General features: G+C 56.7%; 20 protein-coding genes. 13 read left to right on the plus strand and 7 right to left on the minus strand.

What is annotated here, in order from left to right; translation table 11 throughout:
- Positions 1-2 precede the first annotated feature (2 nt).
- From mnmG to ACMVPR_RS17365, 4 genes are read left to right on the plus strand one after another with little or no spacing between them, the layout of a single operon-like run.
- Positions 3-1,886, plus strand: coding sequence for a tRNA uridine-5-carboxymethylaminomethyl(34) synthesis enzyme MnmG (gene mnmG, locus ACMVPR_RS17350; protein ID WP_416883884.1), 1,884 nt, complete (start codon positions 3-5; stop codon positions 1,884-1,886).
- Positions 1,883-2,470 (plus strand): 16S rRNA (guanine(527)-N(7))-methyltransferase RsmG, encoded by a 588-nt coding sequence (gene rsmG, locus ACMVPR_RS17355; protein ID WP_416883885.1) that lies wholly within the window; start codon positions 1,883-1,885, stop codon positions 2,468-2,470. Before mnmG ends, rsmG begins: the two co-directional genes overlap by 4 nt.
- Positions 2,463-3,275, plus strand: coding sequence for a ParA family protein (locus ACMVPR_RS17360; RefSeq protein ID WP_416883886.1), 813 nt, complete (start codon positions 2,463-2,465; stop codon positions 3,273-3,275). The genes rsmG and ACMVPR_RS17360 overlap by 8 nt, the downstream gene beginning before the upstream one ends.
- Before the next feature lie 9 nt (positions 3,276-3,284).
- Complete coding sequence (locus ACMVPR_RS17365) at positions 3,285-4,196, plus strand: ParB/RepB/Spo0J family partition protein (protein ID WP_416883887.1); 912 nt, start codon at positions 3,285-3,287, stop codon at positions 4,194-4,196.
- On the opposite strand, the gene hemW is transcribed toward ACMVPR_RS17365, so the two are convergent.
- Genes hemW through rph form a run of 3 tightly spaced genes read right to left on the minus strand, consistent with a single transcriptional unit; the run spans position 4,197 to position 6,656 of the window.
- On the minus strand, positions 4,197-5,372 hold the full coding sequence (gene hemW, locus ACMVPR_RS17370) for a radical SAM family heme chaperone HemW (RefSeq protein ID WP_416883888.1): 1,176 nt from the start codon (positions 5,370-5,372) through the stop codon (positions 4,197-4,199).
- Complete coding sequence (gene rdgB, locus ACMVPR_RS17375) at positions 5,335-5,946, minus strand: RdgB/HAM1 family non-canonical purine NTP pyrophosphatase (protein ID WP_416883889.1); 612 nt, start codon at positions 5,944-5,946, stop codon at positions 5,335-5,337. Before rdgB ends, hemW begins: the two co-directional genes overlap by 38 nt.
- Positions 5,943-6,656, minus strand: coding sequence for a ribonuclease PH (gene rph, locus ACMVPR_RS17380; RefSeq protein WP_300584299.1), 714 nt, complete (start codon positions 6,654-6,656; stop codon positions 5,943-5,945). The genes rdgB and rph overlap by 4 nt, the downstream gene beginning before the upstream one ends.
- A 106-nt stretch (positions 6,657-6,762) precedes the next feature.
- On the opposite strand from rph, the gene hrcA reads away from it, so the two are divergent.
- Both hrcA and ACMVPR_RS17390 read left to right on the plus strand, forming a co-directional pair.
- Positions 6,763-7,833 (plus strand): heat-inducible transcriptional repressor HrcA, encoded by a 1,071-nt coding sequence (gene hrcA, locus ACMVPR_RS17385; protein WP_416883890.1) that lies wholly within the window; start codon positions 6,763-6,765, stop codon positions 7,831-7,833.
- Between the two features lie 4 nt (positions 7,834-7,837).
- Positions 7,838-8,404: a nucleotide exchange factor GrpE gene (locus ACMVPR_RS17390; RefSeq protein WP_416883891.1), complete on the plus strand. Its 567-nt coding sequence runs from the start codon at positions 7,838-7,840 to the stop codon at positions 8,402-8,404.
- On the opposite strand, the gene mutS is transcribed toward ACMVPR_RS17390, so the two are convergent.
- Complete coding sequence (mutS, locus tag ACMVPR_RS17395; protein ID WP_416884679.1) at positions 8,401-11,028, minus strand: DNA mismatch repair protein MutS; 2,628 nt, start codon at positions 11,026-11,028, stop codon at positions 8,401-8,403. The two genes, ACMVPR_RS17390 and mutS, sit on opposite strands and share 4 nt — an antisense overlap.
- 115 nt (positions 11,029-11,143) lie before the next feature.
- Here mutS and ACMVPR_RS17400 point away from each other — a divergent pair, with 115 nt between their 5' ends.
- Both ACMVPR_RS17400 and ACMVPR_RS17405 read left to right on the plus strand, forming a co-directional pair.
- Entirely contained in the window at positions 11,144-13,399 is a 2,256-nt protein-coding gene (locus ACMVPR_RS17400) for an NADP-dependent malic enzyme (protein ID WP_416883892.1), read from the plus strand.
- Between the two features lie 3 nt (positions 13,400-13,402).
- Positions 13,403-14,278: a ribokinase gene (locus ACMVPR_RS17405; protein ID WP_416883893.1), complete on the plus strand. Its 876-nt coding sequence runs from the start codon at positions 13,403-13,405 to the stop codon at positions 14,276-14,278.
- On the opposite strand, the gene msrA is transcribed toward ACMVPR_RS17405, so the two are convergent.
- Positions 14,275-14,937, minus strand: a complete 663-nt coding sequence (gene msrA, locus ACMVPR_RS17410; protein WP_416883894.1) for a peptide-methionine (S)-S-oxide reductase MsrA — start codon at positions 14,935-14,937, stop codon at positions 14,275-14,277. The genes ACMVPR_RS17405 and msrA overlap by 4 nt on opposite strands.
- Before the next feature lie 161 nt (positions 14,938-15,098).
- Between msrA and ACMVPR_RS17415 the strand changes: the two genes are divergently transcribed.
- Both ACMVPR_RS17415 and ACMVPR_RS17420 read left to right on the plus strand, forming a co-directional pair.
- Positions 15,099-15,818 carry an HAD family hydrolase gene (locus ACMVPR_RS17415; protein WP_416883895.1) on the plus strand — a complete coding sequence of 240 codons (720 nt, stop codon included), beginning with the start codon at positions 15,099-15,101 and terminating at the stop codon, positions 15,816-15,818.
- A gap of 93 nt (positions 15,819-15,911) precedes the next feature.
- Positions 15,912-16,760 (plus strand): DUF4394 domain-containing protein, encoded by an 849-nt coding sequence (locus ACMVPR_RS17420; RefSeq protein WP_416883896.1) that lies wholly within the window; start codon positions 15,912-15,914, stop codon positions 16,758-16,760.
- Between the two features lie 72 nt (positions 16,761-16,832).
- On the opposite strand, the gene ACMVPR_RS17425 is transcribed toward ACMVPR_RS17420, so the two are convergent.
- Complete coding sequence (locus tag ACMVPR_RS17425) at positions 16,833-18,062, minus strand: argininosuccinate synthase (protein ID WP_416883897.1); 1,230 nt, start codon at positions 18,060-18,062, stop codon at positions 16,833-16,835.
- Positions 18,063-18,155: 93 nt separating this feature from the next.
- On the opposite strand from ACMVPR_RS17425, the gene ACMVPR_RS17430 reads away from it, so the two are divergent.
- From ACMVPR_RS17430 to ACMVPR_RS17440, 3 genes are read left to right on the plus strand one after another with little or no spacing between them, the layout of a single operon-like run.
- Positions 18,156-18,917: a hypothetical protein gene (locus ACMVPR_RS17430; protein ID WP_416883898.1), complete on the plus strand. Its 762-nt coding sequence runs from the start codon at positions 18,156-18,158 to the stop codon at positions 18,915-18,917.
- A 38-nt stretch (positions 18,918-18,955) separates the two neighbouring features.
- Positions 18,956-20,182 carry a threonine ammonia-lyase IlvA gene (gene ilvA, locus ACMVPR_RS17435; protein WP_416883899.1) on the plus strand — a complete coding sequence of 409 codons (1,227 nt, stop codon included), beginning with the start codon at positions 18,956-18,958 and terminating at the stop codon, positions 20,180-20,182.
- On the plus strand, positions 20,182-20,994 hold the full coding sequence (locus tag ACMVPR_RS17440) for an SDR family NAD(P)-dependent oxidoreductase (protein ID WP_416883900.1): 813 nt from the start codon (positions 20,182-20,184) through the stop codon (positions 20,992-20,994). Before ilvA ends, ACMVPR_RS17440 begins: the two co-directional genes overlap by 1 nt.
- Here the strand turns inward: ACMVPR_RS17440 and ACMVPR_RS17445 are convergent.
- On the minus strand, positions 20,991-21,323 hold the full coding sequence (locus ACMVPR_RS17445; protein WP_416883901.1) for an Hpt domain-containing protein: 333 nt from the start codon (positions 21,321-21,323) through the stop codon (positions 20,991-20,993). The two genes, ACMVPR_RS17440 and ACMVPR_RS17445, sit on opposite strands and share 4 nt — an antisense overlap.
- Positions 21,324-21,439: the final 116 nt, after the last annotated feature.

The following is a 21,439-nucleotide window of genomic DNA, read 5'->3' on the forward strand; positions in this document are numbered from 1 at the left end:
GAGTGTTTCACGTGAAACAATTTGATTTCGATGTCATCGTCGTCGGTGGTGGTCATGCCGGTTGCGAAGCCGCCCATGCGGCTGCGCGCCTTGGCGCTCACACGGCCCTTGTCACGCTGACGGAAACTGGAATTGGTGTGATGTCGTGCAATCCTGCTATTGGCGGGTTGGGCAAAGGGCACCTTGTTCGGGAAATTGACGCGTTTGATGGCGTCATGGGCCGGGTGGCTGACAAGGCGGGAATTCAGTTCCGACTTCTAAATCGCCGCAAAGGGCCAGCTGTTCAGGGCCCTCGTGCGCAGGCGGATCGGAAGATTTACCAGTCCGAGATGTTGAGTGCCACAAAAGCGCAGAATGGGCTGGAAATCGTTATCGGTGAGGTTACGGACCTCGTTGTCAATGGAACCACCGTCGAGGGCGTCAGGATCGACGATGATCGTGTCCTGACTGCATCTTCCGTGGTTCTGACCACGGGCACGTTTCTGCGCGGTATCATCCACATCGGGGAGCGCAAAATCTCTGGTGGTCGAATGGGAGAGCGGCCGTCGAATGATCTGGCGAAAACGCTTGAATTGTTCAACCTCCCGCTTGGTCGCCTGAAGACCGGGACTCCACCAAGGTTGAACGGACGGACGATAAATTGGGAAGGCCTTGACGAACAGCCTGGTGACGATGATCCGGTGATGTTTTCGTTCCTGTCAGACGCACCATTTGCGCGCCAGGTTTCTTGCGCAATCACGCATACTAACGAAAAAACCCATCAGATCATCCGAGATAACCTTGATCGATCTGCCATGTATGGCGGTCATATCGAAGGTATCGGACCAAGGTACTGCCCGTCCATCGAGGATAAGATCGTCAGGTTCTCTGACAAAACCTCCCATCAGATTTTCCTTGAACCTGAAGGACTTGACGACGACACGATATATCCAAACGGGATCTCTACGTCGCTGCCCGAAGATGTTCAGGTTGATTACGTGCGGTCGATCAAGGGGCTGGAGCAGGCCGAAATTCTTCAGCCGGGTTACGCGATCGAGTACGATTATGTTGACCCGCGTGCATTGAATCTTGATCTATCTCTCAAATCACACGCCGGACTCTACCTCGCGGGACAGATCAATGGAACCACGGGTTATGAAGAAGCGGCTGCACAGGGACTGGTCGCCGGCCTAAACGCCGCGCGCCGTGCGAAGGGACAGGACGCTGTCACATTCAGCCGGTCTGACAGCTATATTGGCGTTATGATCGACGATCTGACGTCTCGTGGCGTTGCGGAACCTTATCGGATGTTCACGTCACGTGCAGAATATCGGCTTTCGTTGCGCGCGGATAATGCAGACCAACGGCTCACCCCGAAAGCAATCGAGCTTGGCTGTGTTGGGGTAGAGCGGCAGTCGGCATTTGAGGAAAAGCTTTCATTAATCAACAAGGGTCGTGCCAAACTGGATGCTCTTTCGGTGTCGTCGCGCCAATTGATCGACGCCGGCGTCGCAATTTCGCAAGATGGATCAAAACGGACAGCGTTTGAAGCGCTCGCAATCGAAGCTGTGACTTGGGACGCTTTGTTGCAGATCGCGCCGGAGCTTTCAGAGATCGATGAAAAAACCCAGGATCAGCTTGGAAAAGATGCGCTGTACGCGAATTATATCGAGCGACAGAAAAAAGATATCGAAGCTTTGAAGAGGGACGAAGCGCAAGTCATCCCCTCTAACTTTGATTTTTCTGAAATTGAAGGTCTATCAAACGAACTGAAGCTCAAACTGTCCCGGTCACAGCCAGCCAACATCGCTCAGGCATCGCGGATTGATGGAATGACCCCTTCAGCTTTGTTGCTGATCCTGTCGCGCATCAGATCGCTTACTCCGCGTGAGCGAGCCGCTGGATGAATGTTTCACGTGAAACACAGGAGCGATTGGCGATATATGCCGAGCTTCTCGTAAAGTGGTCACCTAAGATCAACCTCGTTTCCCGAGCTTCCTTGCAGGATGCCGGAAAACGTCATTTTGACGATTCACTTCAAGTTGCCTCACTCTGCCCGGAGGGGGCAGAAACCTGGGTTGATCTGGGGTCCGGCGGTGGATTTCCCGGAGCAGTCGTTGCTATTGCTCTTCAGGAAATGGGTGTGAGCGTTACCTTGATGGAAAGTGACCAGCGCAAAGCCACGTTCCTGCGCACTGTTTCACGTGAAACAAAAACCCCGTTTACCGTCATTGCCAAACGGATCGAGGATGTTGATCCAATGGGCAGTGACGTCATCAGCGCACGTGCGCTTGCGCCACTGGACGATTTGCTTGGATTCTCAGAACGACACCTTGCACCAAACGGAACAGCTTTCTTCATGAAGGGGGGGACGTGGCGAAATGAGGTGGCGGAGGCCCAAAAGAAGTGGCGATTCACCTGCGAAGCGCATAGAAGTGTCATACATCCCGAAGCTGCCGTTTTGGAGATTGGAGGTCTTTCTCGTGTTTGATCCCACACGGCCGGCTGGCCCGAAAATCATAGCGATCGCAAACCAGAAAGGCGGAGTTGGCAAAACCACGACAGCCATAAATTTTGCGTCCGCCTTGGCAGAAATCGGTCAAAAGGTGCTTGTCGTCGACCTTGATCCGCAGGGTAACGCATCGACCGGACTGGGTGTCTTGCCCGAACACCGACGCGCCACAACCTATGACCTGCTTCTGGATGACTTTCCGCTTTCGGACATCATCTGTGAAACGGGTCAGGAAAATCTGTTTCTCGTGCCCTCAACCACAGACCTCAGCTCGGCTGATATTGAGCTGATCGCGAATGAGAAACGCAGTTACCTGTTGCATGACGCGTTGCGCCAAACCGACATGGATCAGTTTGCCTTCGACTTTGTCCTGATTGATTGCCCCCCGTCGTTAAATCTTTTGACGGTCAACGCGATGGTGGCGGCACATTCCGTTCTGGTCCCGCTGCAAAGTGAATTCTTTGCGCTTGAGGGGCTTAGTCAGCTGATGCTGACGATCCGAGAGGTTCGGCAATCGGCGAATCCGAACCTCAGGATCGAAGGCGTTGTGCTGACAATGTATGATTCCCGGAATAACCTGTCGCAACAGGTTGAAACAGATGCTCGGGATAATCTCGGGGACCTTGTGTTCAAGACCGTGATCCCACGAAATGTTCGGGTCAGCGAAGCACCGTCATTCGCAATGCCGGTTCTTGAATATGACACCAACTCCAAGGGAGCCATCGCGTATCGGGCATTGGCGCGCGAATTCCTTGGAAAAAACGAAACAGTCACAGCAGCGTAGGTGGATCGGATGGCCGAAAAGAAAGAACAGAGACGCGGCTTAGGGCGGGGATTGTCCGCGCTGATGGCGGATATCGAACCAAGCGTAGACGCGGATGCGCCAACGCGGCAGCGACCGGTCCGCACTTTGCCGGTCGACCAGTTGTTCCCAAATCCCGATCAGCCGCGCCGTCAGTTTGACCCAGAAGCTCTTGAAGAACTGAAGCTGTCGATCCGCAGCAAAGGAGTCATCCAACCCCTGATCGTTCGGCCTCGCGGCACCTCTGACACCCAGTATGAGATTGTCGCTGGTGAACGCCGTTGGCGCGCGGCGCAGGCGGCTGGAGTGCACGAAGTTCCCGTGGTTATCCGCGAGTTTTCAGATGAGGACGTTCTTGAGATCGCGATCATCGAAAACATTCAGCGGGCGGATTTGAACCCGATTGAAGAAGCGGCTGGATATGATCAATTAATGACCCGCTTCGGCCATACGCAGGAAAAGCTCGCGCAGGCGTTGGGGAAAAGTCGCAGTCACATTGCCAACCTGTTGCGTTTGTTGAACCTGCCTGACGTTGTGAAGCAGGCTGTCGTTGACGGTAAGTTGTCAGCAGGGCATGCCCGCGCGTTGATCACGGCGCCGGATCCTGTGCTTTTAGCCGGACAAATCGTACGCCAGGGCCTTTCTGTGCGGGATACCGAACGACTTGTTCGCGAGGCGCAGAACGCAGATGGGGCAAAGAAGCCAAAGGCTTTGACCAAATCTGCAGGCGGTTCTGAAAAAGACGCAGACACAAAGGCGCTGGAAGGCGATCTTTCCGCCGCTTTGGGTATGAAAGTTTCGATCAATCACAGTGCCGGGGGCGAATCTGGAACTGTCACAATCAGCTATGATAGTTTGGAAGACCTAGATGCACTTTGCATGGTGCTGAGCTCTGCGCGTTGATCAGCTCTTGGCAAGTTGTGCGATGAGGTAATTCAGGACAGGGCGACCCGTCGCGGTCGCCCCAATATGATCGTCCTGCTGCCAGACCAGACCGTCTGCAACCAGCTGTTTCAGACGCATGTTGTCTACATAATCTGAAATGTCATCCATCAGTAGACCTTCAAGAAGGCGCAGTCCCATAATGAGGCGTTCGTCCGCTATATCTTGTTGATCTAGAAGCACGCCATCCCTAATTCCTGTGCCGTCCTTAACCGCTTTGAGCCAGGCCTCTGGTTGTTTCCAGCACTCTGTTGCGATGCGACGCCCGTCAATCGTCAATCGTCCGTGTGCTCCGGGACCAATTCCAGCGTAGTCACCGCCGCGCCAGTAAAGCAGGTTATGTTTTGATTCCGCGCCGGGTTTGGCATGATTAGAGACTTCGTACGCGGTATAGTCCGCCTGTTCACACAGTCGTTGGGTCAGATCATAGAGGTCTGCCCCAAGATCGTCTGTGGGAAGACCGCGTAGCAGTCCGCGTTGGGCGCGATCCCAAAACGCGGTGCCTTCCTCCATGGTTAATTGGTAAAGTGAAAGATGATCGACCGCCATGTCGAGGGCGGTGGTTAGTTCGCGTTCCCAATCGGCAAGAGATTGGTTTTGCCGCGCGTAAATCAGATCAAAACTCACACGGTCAAAGCACTCTCGTGCTGTTTTGAAGGCCGCTTGTGCCTCTGACACGCTGTGCAGGCGCCCAAGGTTCCGAAGATCGTCAGGATCGAGCGCCTGGATACCCAGAGACACCCGGTTCACGCCATGTTTGGCATAGCCCTCAAAGCGGTGCGCTTCGACGGAGGTGGGATTGGCCTCAAGCGTGATTTCGATATCGTTGGCAAAGCTCCAGACATCGCGCGCCGCGCTCAGGACGGTGTGAACAGTCTCGGGCTCCATCAGACTGGGCGTGCCGCCGCCAAAAAAGATCGAGGTGAGAACGCGTGGCCCGGTTTCCAGCCCGGTACGGCGAATTTCGCGGGCTAATGCGTCAGCCCACAGCCCCTGATCTACGGCGGATCGGACATGGCTGTTGAAATCGCAATAAGGGCATTTGGCGGCACAGAACGGCCAGTGGACATAGAGGCCAAATCCGCGCTCTTGCCAGAGTTCAGCCAAAGCACCCGGCCACGAATTTGCGGAAGGCATCTGCGCGATGGCTGATCTTGTTCTTTTCCCAGCGGTCCATTTCTCCGAAGGTCACATCATAGCCGACGGGCTGGAACACGGGGTCATATCCGTGGCCCTGATCTCCGCGCATCGGCCAGACGATTTGCCCTTCCATCGTGCCGGGAAACACCTCGTCATGGCCATCCGGCCAGGCTAGAACCAGAGTGCAGACAAAACGGCCTGTCCAGGGCGGTTCAACGCCAGAAGCCAGGATGGCGTTGTGTGCCTTTTCCATTGCCATGACAAAGTCACGACCCGTCTCTGTTTCTGCCCAATCCGCAGTATAAACACCCGGAGCGCCGTTCAGGGCGTCAATCTCAAGCCCGCTGTCGTCCGACAGGGCGGGAAGGTCAGTCGCTTTGGCAGCAGCATGAGCCTTGATGCGCGCGTTCTCGACAAACGTGGTTCCGTCTTCGATTGGTTCCGGCAGGTTCATCTCGGCCGCGCCAACGACCGAGACACCGTAATCTTTCAAAAGATCGGCAATTTCCTCGAGCTTCCCCTTGTTGTGGGTCGCGACGAGAAGTTGCTTTCCTTCGAATTTGCGGCTCATTCGACAGCCTTGAGTTGAAGTGCCACCAGCTCTTGTATCCCGGCATCCGCCAGATCCATGAGTTGTGCCATCTGATCACGTGTAAAGGTCGATCCTTCTGCGGACATTTGGATCTCGATCAATTGGCCATCACCGCGCAGAATGAAGTTGCCATCGACACCTGCCTCGGAATCCTCTGGATAATCGAGGTCGAGAACGGCCTGGCCCGCATAAATCCCGCAGCTGACGGCAGCGACCGGAGAAATGAGCGGATCGCTGATAACATCACCGGCTTTCATCAGCTTGTTCACGGCCAAACGCAACGCCACCCAGCCACCGGTGATAGACGCGCATCGTGTGCCCCCATCAGCCTGGATCACATCGCAGTCGATGCTGATTTGACGTTCGCCAAGAGCGACCCGATCTACGCCCGCCCGCAAGCTGCGCCCGATCAGTCTCTGAATTTCGACAGTGCGCCCGCCTTGCTTTCCGGTGGTGCTTTCGCGGCGCATCCGGCTTGTGGTGGACCGGGGCAACATACCGTATTCCGCAGTCACCCAGCCAAGGCCCGATCCCTTGATAAAGGGCGGCACGCGGTCTTCGATTGTTGCGGTGCAAAGCACATGGGTGTCGCCCATGCGGATCATGCACGATCCTTCTGCGTGTTTGCTGATCCCGGTTTCGATTGAAACCGCGCGCATTTCGCTTAATTTCCGTCCTGACGGTCGCATGGCACATCCTTTAAAGTTCTGTGTACGGATACAGGCAGCCTTTCCGGTTTCGCAAGCCAATAGTCTGTCATAGAAATGACCGTCATCTTCGACACGAGGTGAGCGATTGAGCGACGGAACCAAACTTCTGGATGAATTGAACGACCGATCGCGGGAAGTCTTCCGCAAGGTTGTCGAAGGCTATCTGTCAAGCGGCGAACCAGTTGGTTCGCGCACGCTGACTTGCACGCTGAATGAAAAGGTGTCGGCGGCCACTATTCGGAACGTGATGCAGGACCTTGAGTTCCTGGGTCTGCTGGACAGTCCCCATATCAGCGCCGGCCGCATTCCGACGCAATTGGGCTTGCGGATGTTTGTTGATGGATTGTTGGAGGTGCGTGATCTGGATCAGGACGACCGGCAAAAGATCGACGCAACAATGACCAGCAACAGTCAGGATGTCGCGACGATCCTCGACCGGGTGGGCTCTGCGTTGTCTGGTGTCACGCAAGGCGCGTCGCTTGTCCTTACGCCAAAACACGAGGCGGCGATCAAGCACATCGAATTCCTGCCTGTGGGCGGCGATCAGGCGCTGGTGGTCCTAGTGTTTGCGGATGGCCATGTCGAGAACCGATTGTTCAAGCCACCAGCCGGTCAAACGCCAAGTTCCATGCGCGAAGCGGCGAATTTCCTGAACGCGCTCGTCGAAGGAAAAACTTTGTCCGATCTGCGACGCACGATCAAGGACGACATTGCACACAAGCGGCGCGAGCTTGATTCGCTGGCGGCCACTTTGGTCGAGCAGGGATTGGCAATCTGGGACGATCAAGCCGATAATTCAGGACGTCTGATAGTGCGGGGTCGGTCAAACCTGTTGGCCGAAGACACCCATGCAGAAGAGCTGGACCGCATTCGCGAGTTGTTCGACGATCTTGAACGCAAGCGGGACATTGCCGAATTCCTTGAGCTGACCGAACAGGGCGACGGTGTGCGCATTTTTATCGGCTCTGAGAATAAACTTTTCTCACTTTCGGGTTCCTCTTTGGTCGTGTCTCCATATATGAACGCTGATCGTAAAATTATCGGTGCGGTGGGGGTTATAGGCCCGACCCGTTTGAATTATGGACGGATCGTACCGATCGTGGACTACACAGCGCAGCTCGTCGGGAAACTGCTCGGCGACCGCAACCAAGGGTAAGTAAATGGCCGAAACGGATCACACGAAAGATTTCCTCGACAGTTTGGCCGAGGCTGAGGCAGAGGAAAACGAAGCGCTCGAAGAAGAGATCGACAGCATGGAGGCGGAATTGGACGCCCTGCGCGCCGAGCGGGATGATCTGAAGGACAAGTTCATGCGCGCTTTGGCCGAGGCCGAGAATGCGCGCAAACGGTCTGAGAAAGATCGTCGTGAGGCACAGCAATACGGCGGATCGCGTTTGGCGCGTGATCTTCTGCCAGTCTATGACAACCTTCAGCGGGCTCTGGACGCCATTCCCGAAGAACAACGCGAAGCGTCGAAGGCGTTTATCGAAGGTGTGGAGCTGACGATGCGCGAATTGCTGAACGTGTTCAGCAAGCATGGCGTCACCGCGATCAAACCGCAGGTGGGCGACAAGTTTGATCCGCAGATGCACGAGGCAATGTTCGAAGCACCGGTTCCCGGCACAACGGCTGGTGAGATCATTCAGGTCTCGACCGAAGGGTTCATGCTCTATGACCGCTTGCTGCGTCCGGCGCAGGTTGGCGTCAGTTCGATGCCCAAATCCTAATCGTCCTTTAGAAGCGCCTTCAGGTTATACAGAGCCTGTAGCGCCTCCATTGGCGTCATTTCATCGGGGTGCAGATTTTTGATCTGCGCCTCGATTTTGTTATCGGCTTTGGGTTTGACGGGTTGTGGCGCGTGAGCTGCGGCAGAGAATAGCGGCAGATCGTCGATCAACGCCTTAGGCGACGTGTTCTCGCGTTCCCCCTTCTCCAACGCATCCAAAACGGAACGGGCGCGTGTGATGACGGCAGGTGGTAGGCCAGCAAGCTGCGCCACCTGAACGCCATATGACCGATCCGCGGCACCCTCCCGAACCTCGTGGAGGAAAATCACCTCGCCTTCCCATTCACGCACGGCCACGGTGGCGTTCTTCACGCCATCCAGTTTGTTCGCAAGAGCGGTGAGCTCGTGGTAATGCGTCGCAAAAAGCGCCCTGACCTTATTAACGGATTGCAGGTGTTCCAGAGTGGCCCAGGCGATGGACAGGCCGTCATAGGTCGCCGTTCCACGCCCGATTTCGTCCAAGATGACCAAGGCGCGGTCGTCGGCCTGGTTCAGAATCGCGGCGGTTTCGACCATTTCAACCATGAAAGTTGACCGCCCGCGCGCCAGATCGTCAGACGCGCCCACACGGCTGAAAATCTGGCTAACCACGCCGATATGCGCGGACTTCGCCGGTACGTAGGACCCGATCTGGGCAAGCAGCGCGATCAGGGCGTTCTGGCGCAGGAATGTCGACTTACCGGCCATGTTCGGCCCGGTCAGTAGCGTGATTGACGCCTTGTCTGCATTAGCCGAGAGGTCACAATCATTCGCGACAAACCCCGTACCGCCATGCGCTTTGAGAGACCGTTCAACAACAGGATGTCGCCCAGCCTCAATCTCGAAGGCGCGGGATTCGTCTACGATCGGTCGGCACCAGTCGAGATCGATGGCCAGATCTGCCAAAGCCGTTGCGAGGTCGAGTTCCGCTAACCCGGTCGCAAGGGCGTTCAGTGCGGGCTGTCGATGAAGGATCGCCCGACTTAAGGTGTCATAGAGCCGCTTTTCAATCTCGATAGCTTCACCACCCGCATTCATGATGCGGCGTTCGAGTTCCGAGAGTTCGACGGTCGTGAACCGAATTTGGTTAGCTGTCGTCTGCCGATGGATGAAGGTTTCATTCAACGGAGGCGCCATCATCTTTTGTGCGTGGGTCGATGTGGTTTCGATAAAATAGCCCAGCACGTTGTTGTGCTTGATCTTGAGCGAAGACACACCCGCCAACTCGGAATATTCCGCCTGAAGTCCAGCAATGACGCCGCGTCCTTCGTCACGCAGTTTGCGGGCTTCGTCGAGTGCTGCATCATAACCCGGTGCAATGAAGCCGCCATCCCGCGTCAAAAGCGGTGGTTCGGCGATCAGGGCGTCGTCCAAGAGAGTGGCGAGATCAGTGTGCCCCGTACATGTCGAAACAGCGCTTCGAAGCACCTCTGGAAGATCATGTGTCTCTAACACGGCATAAATCGCGTCTGCTTGTGTCAGAGCATTGCGAATCGCGGCCATATCGCGCGGCCCGCCACGCTCCATTCCAAGGCGCGACAAAGCGCGGTCCACATCAGGGACGCGTTTCAGGGCATCGCGTATTTGACGGGCAATCATCGGGTCAGACATGGCCCAGGTTATCGCGTCCTGCCGATTGCGGATGACCGATAGATCACGCGAAGGGGTCGATAATCGTCGTTCCAAAAGCCGTGCGCCGCCTGCCGTCGCTGTCCGATCAATGACCGACAACAGCGACCCAGCACGGCCACCTTGCAGAGAATGAGTCAGCTCGAGGTTTCGACGCGTCGCAGCGTCGATATGCATGGAACTGCCGAGCTTTTCCTGCTGCGGAGGGCGGAGCAGGGGAAGGCGACCCTTTTGCGTCAGATCGAGATATTCGATCAACGCACCCATTGCGGAGAGTTCAGGCCGCGAGAATTGGCCATAGGCGTCAAGCGACGACACACCGAATTGCTGTGTCAGTCGAGCATGCGCGCCTGTTGAGTCAAAACTCGATTTGCCGAGCCACGTTGGTTCAAGTCCGAGATCTTTAAGCACGTTGGCAACTGCGGTTTCCGTGCCTTCGGCCATAAGGATCTCTGCCGGGGACAGTTGCGCCAGTTCCGGACCGACCCGTGCAAGCGAGAGCGACAAAACATGCAGCGCACCGGTCGAAATATCTGTCCAAGCCAGCGCCCATTCGTCTCTGACACAGGCCAAAGCGGCCAGAAAGTTGTGGCTCCGCGCCTCTAGCAAAGTTTCCTCAGTTAGCGTACCGGGCGTGACAAGACGCACCACATCGCGGTTCACGACGGATTTCGATCCCCGCTTTTTCGCCTCTGCAGGGCTTTCCATCTGTTCGCAGACGGCGACACGGAACCCTTTTCGGATCAGGGTCAGCAGGTAACCTTCGGCTGCGTGAACTGGAACGCCGCACATTGGGATGTCATCACCGTCATGTTTGCCGCGTTTGGTGAGCGCGATGTCCAGTGCTTCGGATGCAGCCGCAGCATCGTCAAAGAACAATTCGTAAAAATCACCCATGCGATAGAACAATAAAGCGTCGGCATGCTGGGATTTTATTTCCAGATATTGCGCCATCATGGGTGTGACGGGCGATTTATTCTCGTTCACAAGCTTCCCCTCGGTGCTTTGGCGTGACATTAAGGCGACCGACCCGGGTGGAAAACCCGATTTTGACGTATGAGGCCTCTGACGCATGTCCAACCCGAAATACACCCGCGAAGAAGCGCTTGCCTTCCACCTTGAACCGACTCCCGGCAAATGGGAGGTGCAGGCCACCGTCCCCATGACCACGCAGCGCGATCTGTCGCTCGCCTATTCCCCCGGTGTGGCTGTTCCGTGCGAAGACATCGCGAAAGACCCCGGTCTGGCCTATGATTACACGAACAAGGGCAATCTCGTCGCGGTGATTTCCAACGGGACGGCGGTTCTGGGTCTGGGCAATCTGGGCGCGCTGGGATCGAAGCCGGTAATGGAGGGAAAATCCGTTCTCTTTAAACGCTTCGCTGATGTGAACTCCATCGACATCGAGTTGGACACCGAAGACCCCGATGAATTCTGCAAAGCGGTGCGGCTGATGGGGCCGACCTTTGGCGGCATCAACCTTGAGGACATCAAGGCGCCCGAGTGTTTCATCATCGAACAGCGCCTCAAGGAAGAGATGGACATCCCTGTCTTCCACGACGATCAGCATGGCACGGCGGTGATCTGTGCGGCGGGCCTTCTGAATGCGCTCCACCTGTCCGGCAAAAAGATCGAAGATGTGAAGATCGTTCTGAACGGGGCTGGAGCGGCGGGTATTGCCTGTATCGAACTGCTCAAGCGGATGGGCGCACGCCACGACAACTGCATCGTCGCAGATACCAAGGGTGTGATTTACCAAGGTCGCACCGAAGGCATGAACCAGTGGAAATCGGCGCATGCGGTCAAGACCGATGCGCGCACGCTGGAAGAGGCGATGGTCGGCGCGGATGTGTTCCTTGGGGTGAGCGTCAAAGGCGCGGTCACGCAGGACATGGTTCGGTCGATGGCGGACAATCCGGTGATCTTTGCCATGGCGAACCCCGATCCCGAGATCACGCCGGAAGAGGCGCACGAGGTGCGGATGGATGCGATCGTGGCCACCGGGCGCAGCGACTATCCGAACCAGGTGAACAACGTGTTGGGCTTCCCTTACCTGTTCCGGGGCGCTTTGGATATTCATGCCCGCGCGATCAACGACGAAATGAAGATTGCCTGTGCTCAGGCCCTGGCCGACCTCGCGCGTGAAGATGTTCCGGATGAGGTCGCGCTGGCCTATGGAAAAAGCCTGACCTTCGGGCGCGATTACATCATTCCCACACCGTTCGATCCGAGACTGATACACCGCATTCCGCCTGCTGTTGCCAAGGCAGGCATGGATACAGGAGCTGCGCGGCGGCCGATCATTGATCTTGTGGCCTACGAGGAATCACTCAAATCGCGGATGGATCCGACAGCAAGCATCCTGCGCGGGATCAATGCACGGGCGCGCAAGGCGCAGGCACGGATGATCTTTGCCGAAGGTGATGATCCGCGCGTGCTGCGTGCTGCGGTCATGTACCAGCGGTCGGGTTTTGGCAAAGCCTTGGTTGTCGGTCGTGAAGCAGATGTGAAGGCCAAACTGGAAGAGGCCGGTTTGGGCGATGCAGTGCGCGAGATCGAAGTGGTCAATGCGGCCAATACGCAGCATCTGAGCCGGTACAAGGATGTGCTTTACGGTCGGCTTCAACGCAAAGGCTACGACCATCAGGACATTCACCGTCTTGCCGCGCGGGATCGGCATGTGTTTGGCGCTTTGATGCTGCAACAGGGGCATGGCGATGCGCTTGTCACTGGGGCAACGCGGAAATCTGCGCATGTGCTTGAGTTGATCAACCACGTCTTCGACGCGGATGCAGCGCATGGGGCTGCGGGTGTGACCGCATTGTTGGTCAAAGGACGTATTGTGCTGATCGCGGATACGCTGGTGCATGAATGGCCGGATGAGGAAGATCTTGCCAATATCGCCGAACGTGCAGCGGAAGTGGCCCGTTTGATCGGGTTAGAGCCGCGTGTGGCGTTCGTGTCGTTCTCGACCTTCGGATACCCGGTGTCCGAACGTGCCGAGAAGATGCACATTGCGCCTCGCGTTCTTGACCGGCGTGGCGTGAATTTCGAATATGAAGGCGAAATGACCGTCGATGTGGCGCTGAACCGGAATGCGCAAAAATTCTATCCGTTCCAGCGTTTGACTGGTCCAGCAAACATCCTCGTCGTTCCTGCGCGCCACTCTGCGTCGATTTCCGTCAAGCTGATGCAGGAAATGGCGGGTGCCACTGTGATCGGGCCGATTCTGGCGGGTGTCGACAAGTCGATCCAGATTTGTTCGACCTCCATGACCGCAGGCGACATTCTGAATATGGCGGTTCTGGCGGCGTGCAAGGGTCGGTGACACATGGCCGTTTATAACCTCGGTTCGATCAACGCGGATTTGTTTTATCAGGTGCCACACCTGCTTGCGCCCGGTGAAACGCTTGCATCGACTGAACACAGCCGTGGATTGGGCGGAAAGGGTGCAAACATGTCGGTCGCCATTGCCCGTGCAGCCGCACGCGCGGTGCATATCGGTGCCGTGGGGAGCGATGGGCGCTGGGCGGTCGAGCGGTTGTTGGAATACGGTGTCGATACGCGCAATATCGTCGAACTGAACGTGCCGACGGGCCATGCGGTCATCATGGTTGACGATAACGGTGAGAACGCGATCTTGCTTTATCCCGGGGCAAACCGCGCTTTGACAGAGACACATATCGCCTCAGCACTTACCGCCGCAACCGAAGCTGACACCTTCGTGTTCCAGAACGAAACCTCCGCACAGATCGAAGGGGCAACGCTTGCTTCGTCAAAGGGGATGCGGGTGGTATATGCTGCGGCTCCATTCGATGCTCATTCGGTCGAGGCGGTTTTGCCAATGCTCGACATTCTTGTCATGAATGCAATAGAGGCGCAGCAGTTGACGGATGCGCTGGGCGTCGCGCTGACCGACTTGCCCGTGCGGGATGTGATTGTGACACTCGGGGGCGATGGGTGTCGCTGGGTGAACACGGATGACGGCGCCGACAAGACGTTCCCCGCGATTCCCGTTACGCCAGTTGATACGACTGGGGCTGGGGATACATTCACCGGTTTTCTGGTGGCAGGGTTGGATCGTGGTCTGCCGATGGAACAGGCGATATCACTGGGTCAGCAGGCGGGCGCCATCATGGTCACGCGCCACGGCACCGCTGATGTGATCCCCGATCTCAAGGATATCGAAGACGCGCGTCTGGCTTAGTTGCCGATGAACGGCGCGTTGCTACCCCAAAGCTCTTCAATTCGCGCGTCGCGACCGCAGCCTTTACGGTATCTCTTATACGCCTCGTTTTGCGGGATCGGGCCAAAGCGTGTCAGGACCCGATTGGTGCCCTTGTAGTAGTCCTGATGGTAGTCTTCTGCCTCGTAGAACGCGGACGCGTCCAGAATAGGAGTTACGATCTCGCGACCCAAGGCGGCCTGCGCATCGGCTTTGGCTTTTTCAGCTGCGGCGCGTTCGGCAGCGTTAGAGACGAAAATCGCCGTCGCGTAGCTTTGCCCACGATCGCAGAACTGACCGCCCGCATCAGTGGGGTCAATCGACCGGAAGAACAGATTGAAAAGGCGGTCGCGGTCGACCACCGCACTGTCATAGGTGATCTTCACCGCCTCGTAGTGGCCCGTGCGTCCCCCTGTCACCTGTTTGTAGGTCGGGTTTGCTACTGTGCCGCCGGTATAGCCGGACACCGCTTCTTTTACGCCTCTTACGCGTTCGAAATCTGCCTCAACGCACCAGAAGCATCCTCCCGCAACGACGATCTCTCGTGTTTCCCCCGCATGTGCGTCGGTGGATTGCAGAAAAATCCCGGCAAGAATGGCCAAGGATAGGATCATGGGACGACTGCGGCGAAGTGGGCGCATGGGAAACCTCCTGTAGATAGGGTTCAGCCTGCGATGAAAGACGGGCACGACGCAATTTCTGACTTGGCGCCTCACTTGAAGGTGAAATCGAGTTACCGCTTGCGCGATCTCCTTCAGGCGATACCGTCCGGGACAAAGAGACCTGTCGGGAGGCGGCTGAGATGAAAGTGGCGATGTGGTCCGGACCGCGCAATCTGTCGACCGCAATGATGTATTCTTTTGCCCAGCGCGCCGACTTTGCGGTTGTGGATGAGCCGTTCTACGGGCCCTATTTGCAGCTGACAGGACTTGATCATCCGATGCGCGACGTGGTCCTTGCGGATCGGATCGAAGACGCAGTTGCCGTGGAACAGTCTCTGATCAGGCCCATTCCTGACGGAAAAACCCACGCCTATCACAAGCATATGTGCCAGCACATGATCGACGGTATCCCACGTGGGTTCATGTCGGACTGTGTGAATGTCTTCCTGATCCGGCATCCCGCCCGCGTGGTTGCAAGCTTTGCCAAAGGCTATCCGCAATTGACTACCGATGACATCGGATTTGATGCGCAGGCAGAGCTGTTCGATCATGTTCTGGCGCTTGGTCAAAGCCCGGTCGTGATCGACAGCGCCGATATCCGTGACGATCCAGAGTGCATGTTGCGCGCTTTGTGCGAAACAATTGGGTTGGACTTCGATCCGGCCATGTTGTCCTGGCCTGCCGGGCCAAAGCCCTACGATGGGGTGTGGGCGCCGCATTGGTACAAGTCTCTGCATGCAACCACTGGGTTTGCTGGTCCCGAAGGACCGTTGCCCGAATTGACAGGTCATCTTGCAGAATTGGTGGAGCGGACACTTCCAGCGTATCGCAAACTGGATGGCTTAAAACTCGGCCGATAATTTTTTTGATCGAAGTGAAACTTGCTGCCTCTTCCATGCGTGACTTGTTGCAAGCGCGGGTATCCAGCCCGCCTGCAATCAGGAGAGAGACACATGAAGACAGTACTTACAGCGACCGTTTTGGCCATGTCGGCAACCGGCGCGATGGCGGCAGGGCATGCCACGACCATGGGTCATGCCTTGGCCAATGACGGAAAGACGCTTGTCGTTATGTCTGACATTTCTGCACCGGGCGATGTGATGACCTTTGATCTTGCAACAGCCGTTCACGCCATTGCCTACCGCCCTGTGACAGGTCATCTTCTTGGCTTTTCGAATGGGGCCATCTTTACCATCGACCCGATGTCTGGAGAGATGACCGACTTGGGTGCGTCGTTCATGGACGATGCCATGGTGGCAGAGGGTGCCTCTGTCGGGTTCGACTTCAACAACGCGATTGATGCGGTGCGGGTCGTCTCGACGGCGGGTGACAATCTTGTCTATTTCCCTGAAGGCTTCGGTGACAATGACGAACGCGCCGGGTCGGTGCGTCGGTTCAACGATCTGGCTTATGCGGATGGCGATGCAAACGCGGGTGCTGAGCCGATGATTTTTGCCAATGCCTACACAAATGCGATCAATGGCATGAAGGCGGAAAGCACGTTCCAATATGCCTTGGATGCGGCGACCGACGCTCTGGTCAGCCTTGCCAACAATGAAGGCACGCTCGCAACGATTGGTGCGGTCACTGTCGGTGGCGAAGCCGTTGATCTTGCCGCGATGGGTGGATTTGACATCCTCTCGCCTGCGCAGGGCGAAAACATGGGGTACGCAATTCTCCAGATGGAAGGATCGGAAACCGCCGGTCTTTACTCCATCAACCTCGACACTGGTGCAGCTGAAATGCTGGCAGACCTTGGCATGGGCGGGATCACCGGCTTTGCAGTATCGTCAGGCATGTAAGTCTACTGAACCGACCTGCCGTCGCTGGGACGGCAGGTCAGTTCCGAGGCTTCGCCGTTTTGGCGGGGCCTTTTACTTTCCGCTCAGCCGACGGTTCCGTGCCGCCAGCAGCTTCAGACGCAGTGCGTTGAGCTGGATGAAGCCTTGCGCGTCTTTCTGATCGTAGGCACCCGCGTCTTCTTCGAAGGTCACGTGGGCCTCGGAATAGAGCGAATGATCCGACCAGCGGGCAACTGTGTTGCAGGAGCCCTTGTAGAGTTTGACGCGCACAGTGCCGGTGACGTGTTCTTGGCTCTTATCGATCAAGGCCTGAAGCATTTCGCGTTCGGGGCTGAACCAAAAACCATTGTAGATCAGTTCCGCATAGCGCGGCATGATCGAATCCTTGAGGTGGCCTGCGCCTGAATCGAGCGTGATCTGTTCGATGCCCCGATGCGCTTCGAGCAGGATTGTGCCGCCCGGTGTCTCGTAGATGCCTCGTGACTTCATACCGACAAAGCGGTTTTCCACGAGGTCCAGACGACCGACGCCGTGCTTGCCGCCAAGCTCATTCAGCTTGGTCAGGATCGTGGCAGGGGACATCGCCTCGCCGTTGATGGCAACGGCATCACCCTTTTCAAAGGTGATCTCGACCATTTCGGGCGTATCGGGCGCATCTTCGGGATGCACGGTGCGCTGGTAGACGTAATCGGGCGCTTCCTGCGCGGGGTCTTCCAGAACCTTACCTTCGGACGAAGTGTGGAGCAGGTTTGCATCGACCGAGAACGGTGCCTCGCCGCGCTTGTCCTTGGCGATCGGGATCTGGTTCTTTTCGGCGAAGTCCAGCAGTTTGGTCCGCGAGGTCAGATCCCATTCGCGCCACGGCGCAATCACCTTGATATCGGGGTTGAGCGCGTAAGCCGCCAGTTCGAACCGGACCTGATCATTGCCCTTGCCGGTTGCGCCATGCGCCACGGCGTCGGCACCGGTCATCGCGGCGATTTCAACAAGACGCTTGGAGATCAGCGGCCGGGCGATGGAGGTGCCAAGCAGGTACAACCCTTCGTACAGTGCGTTGGCGCGGAACATCGGGAAGACAAAATCGCGGACGAATTCTTCGCGCACGTCCTCGATGTAGATGTTCGAAGGATCAATCCCGAGCATGACCGCCTTTTCGCGCGCTGGCTCCAGTTCTTCGTCTTGGCCCAGATCGGCGGTGAAGGTCACGACTTCGCAACCATACTCCGTTTGCAGCCATTTCAGAATGATCGAGGTATCAAGGCCACCGGAGTAGGCCAGAACAACTTTTTTGGGCGCAGACATGGGTTTTCCTTTAACGGGTTTGCCGGGGCGATTACTTGTTTTTCAGAGCAGGGGCAAGAAGTGGCCTTGGAACAGGGCAGAGGAGACGGGGTGATGAGTGGGATGAAAGGTTGGCAGATTTTCCGACATTCGTTCAATCTGGTGATGGCCAATCTGGAACAGGCCTTCCGCCTTTCGCTGGTTCTGTATCTCATTCAGAGCATTTACACGGTCTACAGTTTCCTGAATCCGCCGCAAATGATGGACTTCGAAGGAACGCAGGTGCCGGTCATGTCGCCGGAAACGATCTTTCCGACCATCATCTTGGGTATTCTGGCGGTGATCGCCAGCCTATGGATCGCGGTCGCGTGGCATCGTTTTGCGCTGACCGGGGAAAGCACGTCTGGCTGGCTGCCGACGTTTCATGGCTCCGCGGTCATGGGGTATCTCGGGCGGTCCATCCTGATCGGCGTGTTGGTTGTTCTCGGCGTGATGGTTCTGTCGATTCCCGTTGGCATCATTTCGATCGGGTTGCCTGCGCTGGCGGGCGTCATGTCGTTGGTTCTGATTGGCTTAGCAGCTTATTTGTTCTTCCGCTTGGGTGTGATGCTGCCGGCTGCGGCGCTGGGCGATAAGCTGACGCTGGGAGAGACCTGGGACGTGACCAGGGGGCAAAGCGGAACGATCCTTGTTCTTGCGTTGATCGTGGTCGGCGCAAGCGTGATCATCCAGCTTCCTTCGTGGTTCAACGATAATCCCAGTTCCGCGATCAACGTGGTCTATTCGCTGGTGGTCAACTGGTTCGCCACGATCATCGGGATTTCGGTTTTGACCACGCTTTACGGGCATTTCGTCGAAGATCGCCCCATTGACTGACCGCTTGCGCCCGTGCGCTACTGCCCCGAGGGGGATATATGACTGATTTTGCACAATCCGCGCGTGACGCGACCCTGGCGATGCGCGAGGTTTTCCCGCCGACGCCGCTGCTGCGCAATGCACATCTGTCGGAACGATACGACGCGGAGATTTACCTCAAGCGCGAAGATCTTTCCCCTGTACGCAGTTACAAGCTGCGCGGTGCGTTTAACGCGATGCGCAAGCGCTCCGATGTAGAGCTGTTTGTCTGCGCAAGCGCGGGAAATCACGCGCAGGGCGTGGCCTATATGTGCAAGCATTTCGGCAAGACCGGCGTGATTTTCATGCCGGTGACAACGCCGCAACAGAAAATTCAGAAGACTGCGATGTTCGGGGGCGATAGCATCGAGATCCGTCTGATTGGTGACTATTTCGACGACACACTAGCCGCTGCCCAAGCGTTTTGCGCCGAAGCCGGAGGACATTTCCTGTCTCCGTTCGATGATGAGGACGTGATCGAAGGGCAAGCCAGCGTCGCGGTCGAGGTGATCGAACAATTGGGCCGGATGCCGGACCATATCGTCTTGCCTGTCGGTGGTGGGGGTTTGTCGGCTGGCATGCTCAGCTATCTTGGCACTGATTGCCAATACACGTTTGTCGAACCAGCTGGTGGTGCCTGTTTGCGCGCGGCACTTGAGGCCGGCAAGCCGGTGCGTCTTGATTATGTGAACACCTTTGCCGATGGCGCTGCGGTGGGTCAGATCGGGCAAAAGACCTTTGCGCGGCTTAATGGGATCGGGTTGGCAAATACGCTGACCATCAAGGAAGACCGTCTGTGCACTACGATTCTTGAAATGCTCAATGTTGAGGGGATCGTGTTGGAGCCTGCCGGTGCTTTGTCGGTCGATGCGTTGCAGGATTTGGGTCAGTCGATCAAGGGACGTACGGTTGTGTGCGTGACCACCGGCGGCAACTTCGATTTTGAGCGTTTGCCTGAAGTCAAGGAACGGGCCCAGAAATACCTTGGATTGAAGAAATACTTTATCCTGCGGCTGCCGCAGCGACCCGGTGCGCTTAAGGATTTCCTGAACTTCCTTGGTCCTGAGGACGACATCGCACGGTTCGAATACCTGAAGAAATCGGCGCGAAACTACGGTTCTGTGCTGATCGGGATCGAAACGCGCAATGCGGTCAATTTCGACCGGCTTTTCGGGCAGCTGAATGCGGCGGGTTTTACCTATCAGGACATCACCGACGACGATCTGCTGTCGCAATTCGTGATCTGATGCGGTTCGACGGGGCAACTGCGATTGTCACCGGGGCTGGGCAGGGCATCGGCGCGGCCTTGGCCCGGGCTTTGGCGGCACGGGGCGTTTACGTTCTTGTGTGCGATTTGAACGGTGACCACGCAGGGCGGATTGCGGATGAGATCGGCGGCGTGCCGTATCAAGGCGACCTGAGCGATCCGGGTGACATCGTTAAGATGGTCGCTGCTGCGGAGGCTGCTTTTGGCCAGGTGGACATGTTGTTTTCCAACGCGGGTTTCGCGCTGGGCGAGCCAGATGGTCCAACATCGCGGTCAGATGCGCATTGGCAAAAAAGCTGGGATTTGCATGTCATGTCGCATTTGCGCGCGACGCGGTTGCTGTTGCCGAAGATGGTCGCGCGCCGGTCCGGCGTTCTGGTCAATGTCGCATCGGCGGCGGGCGTGCTGTCGCAGATCGGGGATGCCGCTTATTCCGCGACGAAACATGCCGCAGTCAGTCTGGCGCAATCACTGGCAATCGAATACGGCAGGGACGGAATTCAGGTGTCTGTTGTTTGCCCGCTCTACGTTGCAACGCCGTTGTTGGGCTACGATTCGCCCAATGACTTGCGTCCTGAAGGGGTGATTACACCCGATGCGGTGGCCGAGGCGACTTTGCGGGGGATCGACGAAGGACGGTTCATGATCTTCCCGCACCCGGAGGCGCAGACTTATTTCGCACAGCGCGCTGCCGATACGGACCGATGGATCGCAGGAATGCAACGTTTGCGTGATCACGTCTTCGAACAGGCAGACGGATCGGACCCGGCATCACTCCATAAATTTATCTAGGCAGCGAACCGCTGCGCGTATTCGGCTTCGAACAGAATGCGGGACTGGTTGTACAGGGATTTCAGGTAAGGGATATCAGTTTGGATGCTGCCCTTGGCGGCGGCTGATTCCGCTGTGCTGCAGGTCTCTGCAAGCTGCGAAAATCCCAGATTGAGTGCCGAGCCTTTCAGGAAATGCATCAATTCCTGCAGAGTCTGGCTATCGTTTTCAGCATCTTTGAGCCGAGACAGCGTATCCTCAACCTCCATTAGGAAGAGTTCCGCAACCTCGGCGAAATCTTCGGGGCCGATTTCATCGCGCAGTTCTTCAACACGTGTCCAGTCGATCATGAGACCCTCCATCACGCGGACGGGGTAGCAATCAAAGATGAAGATTTTGCAAAACAACGCTGCCTGATGTCGTGGATTTTGGTTTTCACTTTCCGTTAACGCCCAGCAGCTAAAGA

The organism is Marivita sp., from assembly GCF_048006345.1.
In the GTDB taxonomy this organism is placed as follows: domain Bacteria; phylum Pseudomonadota; class Alphaproteobacteria; order Rhodobacterales; family Rhodobacteraceae; genus Marivita.

Excerpts from the sequence above, each read along its gene's own strand:
- rsmG (WP_416883885.1), top strand. The coding sequence starts at position 1,883 with ATGAATGTTTCACGTGAAACACAGGAGCGATTGGCGATATATGCCGAG.
- ACMVPR_RS17365 (WP_416883887.1), top strand. The coding sequence starts at position 3,285 with ATGGCCGAAAAGAAAGAACAGAGACGCGGCTTAGGGCGGGGATTGTCC.
- hemW (WP_416883888.1), bottom strand. The coding sequence starts at position 5,372 with ATGCCTTCCGCAAATTCGTGGCCGGGTGCTTTGGCTGAACTCTGGCAA.
- rdgB (WP_416883889.1), bottom strand. The coding sequence starts at position 5,946 with ATGAGCCGCAAATTCGAAGGAAAGCAACTTCTCGTCGCGACCCACAAC.
- rph (WP_300584299.1), bottom strand. The coding sequence starts at position 6,656 with ATGCGACCGTCAGGACGGAAATTAAGCGAAATGCGCGCGGTTTCAATC.
- ACMVPR_RS17390 (WP_416883891.1), top strand. The coding sequence starts at position 7,838 with ATGGCCGAAACGGATCACACGAAAGATTTCCTCGACAGTTTGGCCGAG.
- mutS (WP_416884679.1), bottom strand. The coding sequence starts at position 11,028 with ATGATGGCGCAATATCTGGAAATAAAATCCCAGCATGCCGACGCTTTA.
- ACMVPR_RS17400 (WP_416883892.1), top strand. The coding sequence starts at position 11,144 with ATGTCCAACCCGAAATACACCCGCGAAGAAGCGCTTGCCTTCCACCTT.
- ACMVPR_RS17405 (WP_416883893.1), top strand. The coding sequence starts at position 13,403 with ATGGCCGTTTATAACCTCGGTTCGATCAACGCGGATTTGTTTTATCAG.
- msrA (WP_416883894.1), bottom strand. The coding sequence starts at position 14,937 with ATGCGCCCACTTCGCCGCAGTCGTCCCATGATCCTATCCTTGGCCATT.
- ACMVPR_RS17415 (WP_416883895.1), top strand. The coding sequence starts at position 15,099 with ATGAAAGTGGCGATGTGGTCCGGACCGCGCAATCTGTCGACCGCAATG.
- ACMVPR_RS17420 (WP_416883896.1), top strand. The coding sequence starts at position 15,912 with ATGAAGACAGTACTTACAGCGACCGTTTTGGCCATGTCGGCAACCGGC.
- ACMVPR_RS17425 (WP_416883897.1), bottom strand. The coding sequence starts at position 18,062 with ATGTCTGCGCCCAAAAAAGTTGTTCTGGCCTACTCCGGTGGCCTTGAT.
- ACMVPR_RS17430 (WP_416883898.1), top strand. The coding sequence starts at position 18,156 with ATGAGTGGGATGAAAGGTTGGCAGATTTTCCGACATTCGTTCAATCTG.
- ilvA (WP_416883899.1), top strand. The coding sequence starts at position 18,956 with ATGACTGATTTTGCACAATCCGCGCGTGACGCGACCCTGGCGATGCGC.
- ACMVPR_RS17440 (WP_416883900.1), top strand. The coding sequence starts at position 20,182 with ATGCGGTTCGACGGGGCAACTGCGATTGTCACCGGGGCTGGGCAGGGC.
- ACMVPR_RS17445 (WP_416883901.1), bottom strand. The coding sequence starts at position 21,323 with ATGATCGACTGGACACGTGTTGAAGAACTGCGCGATGAAATCGGCCCC.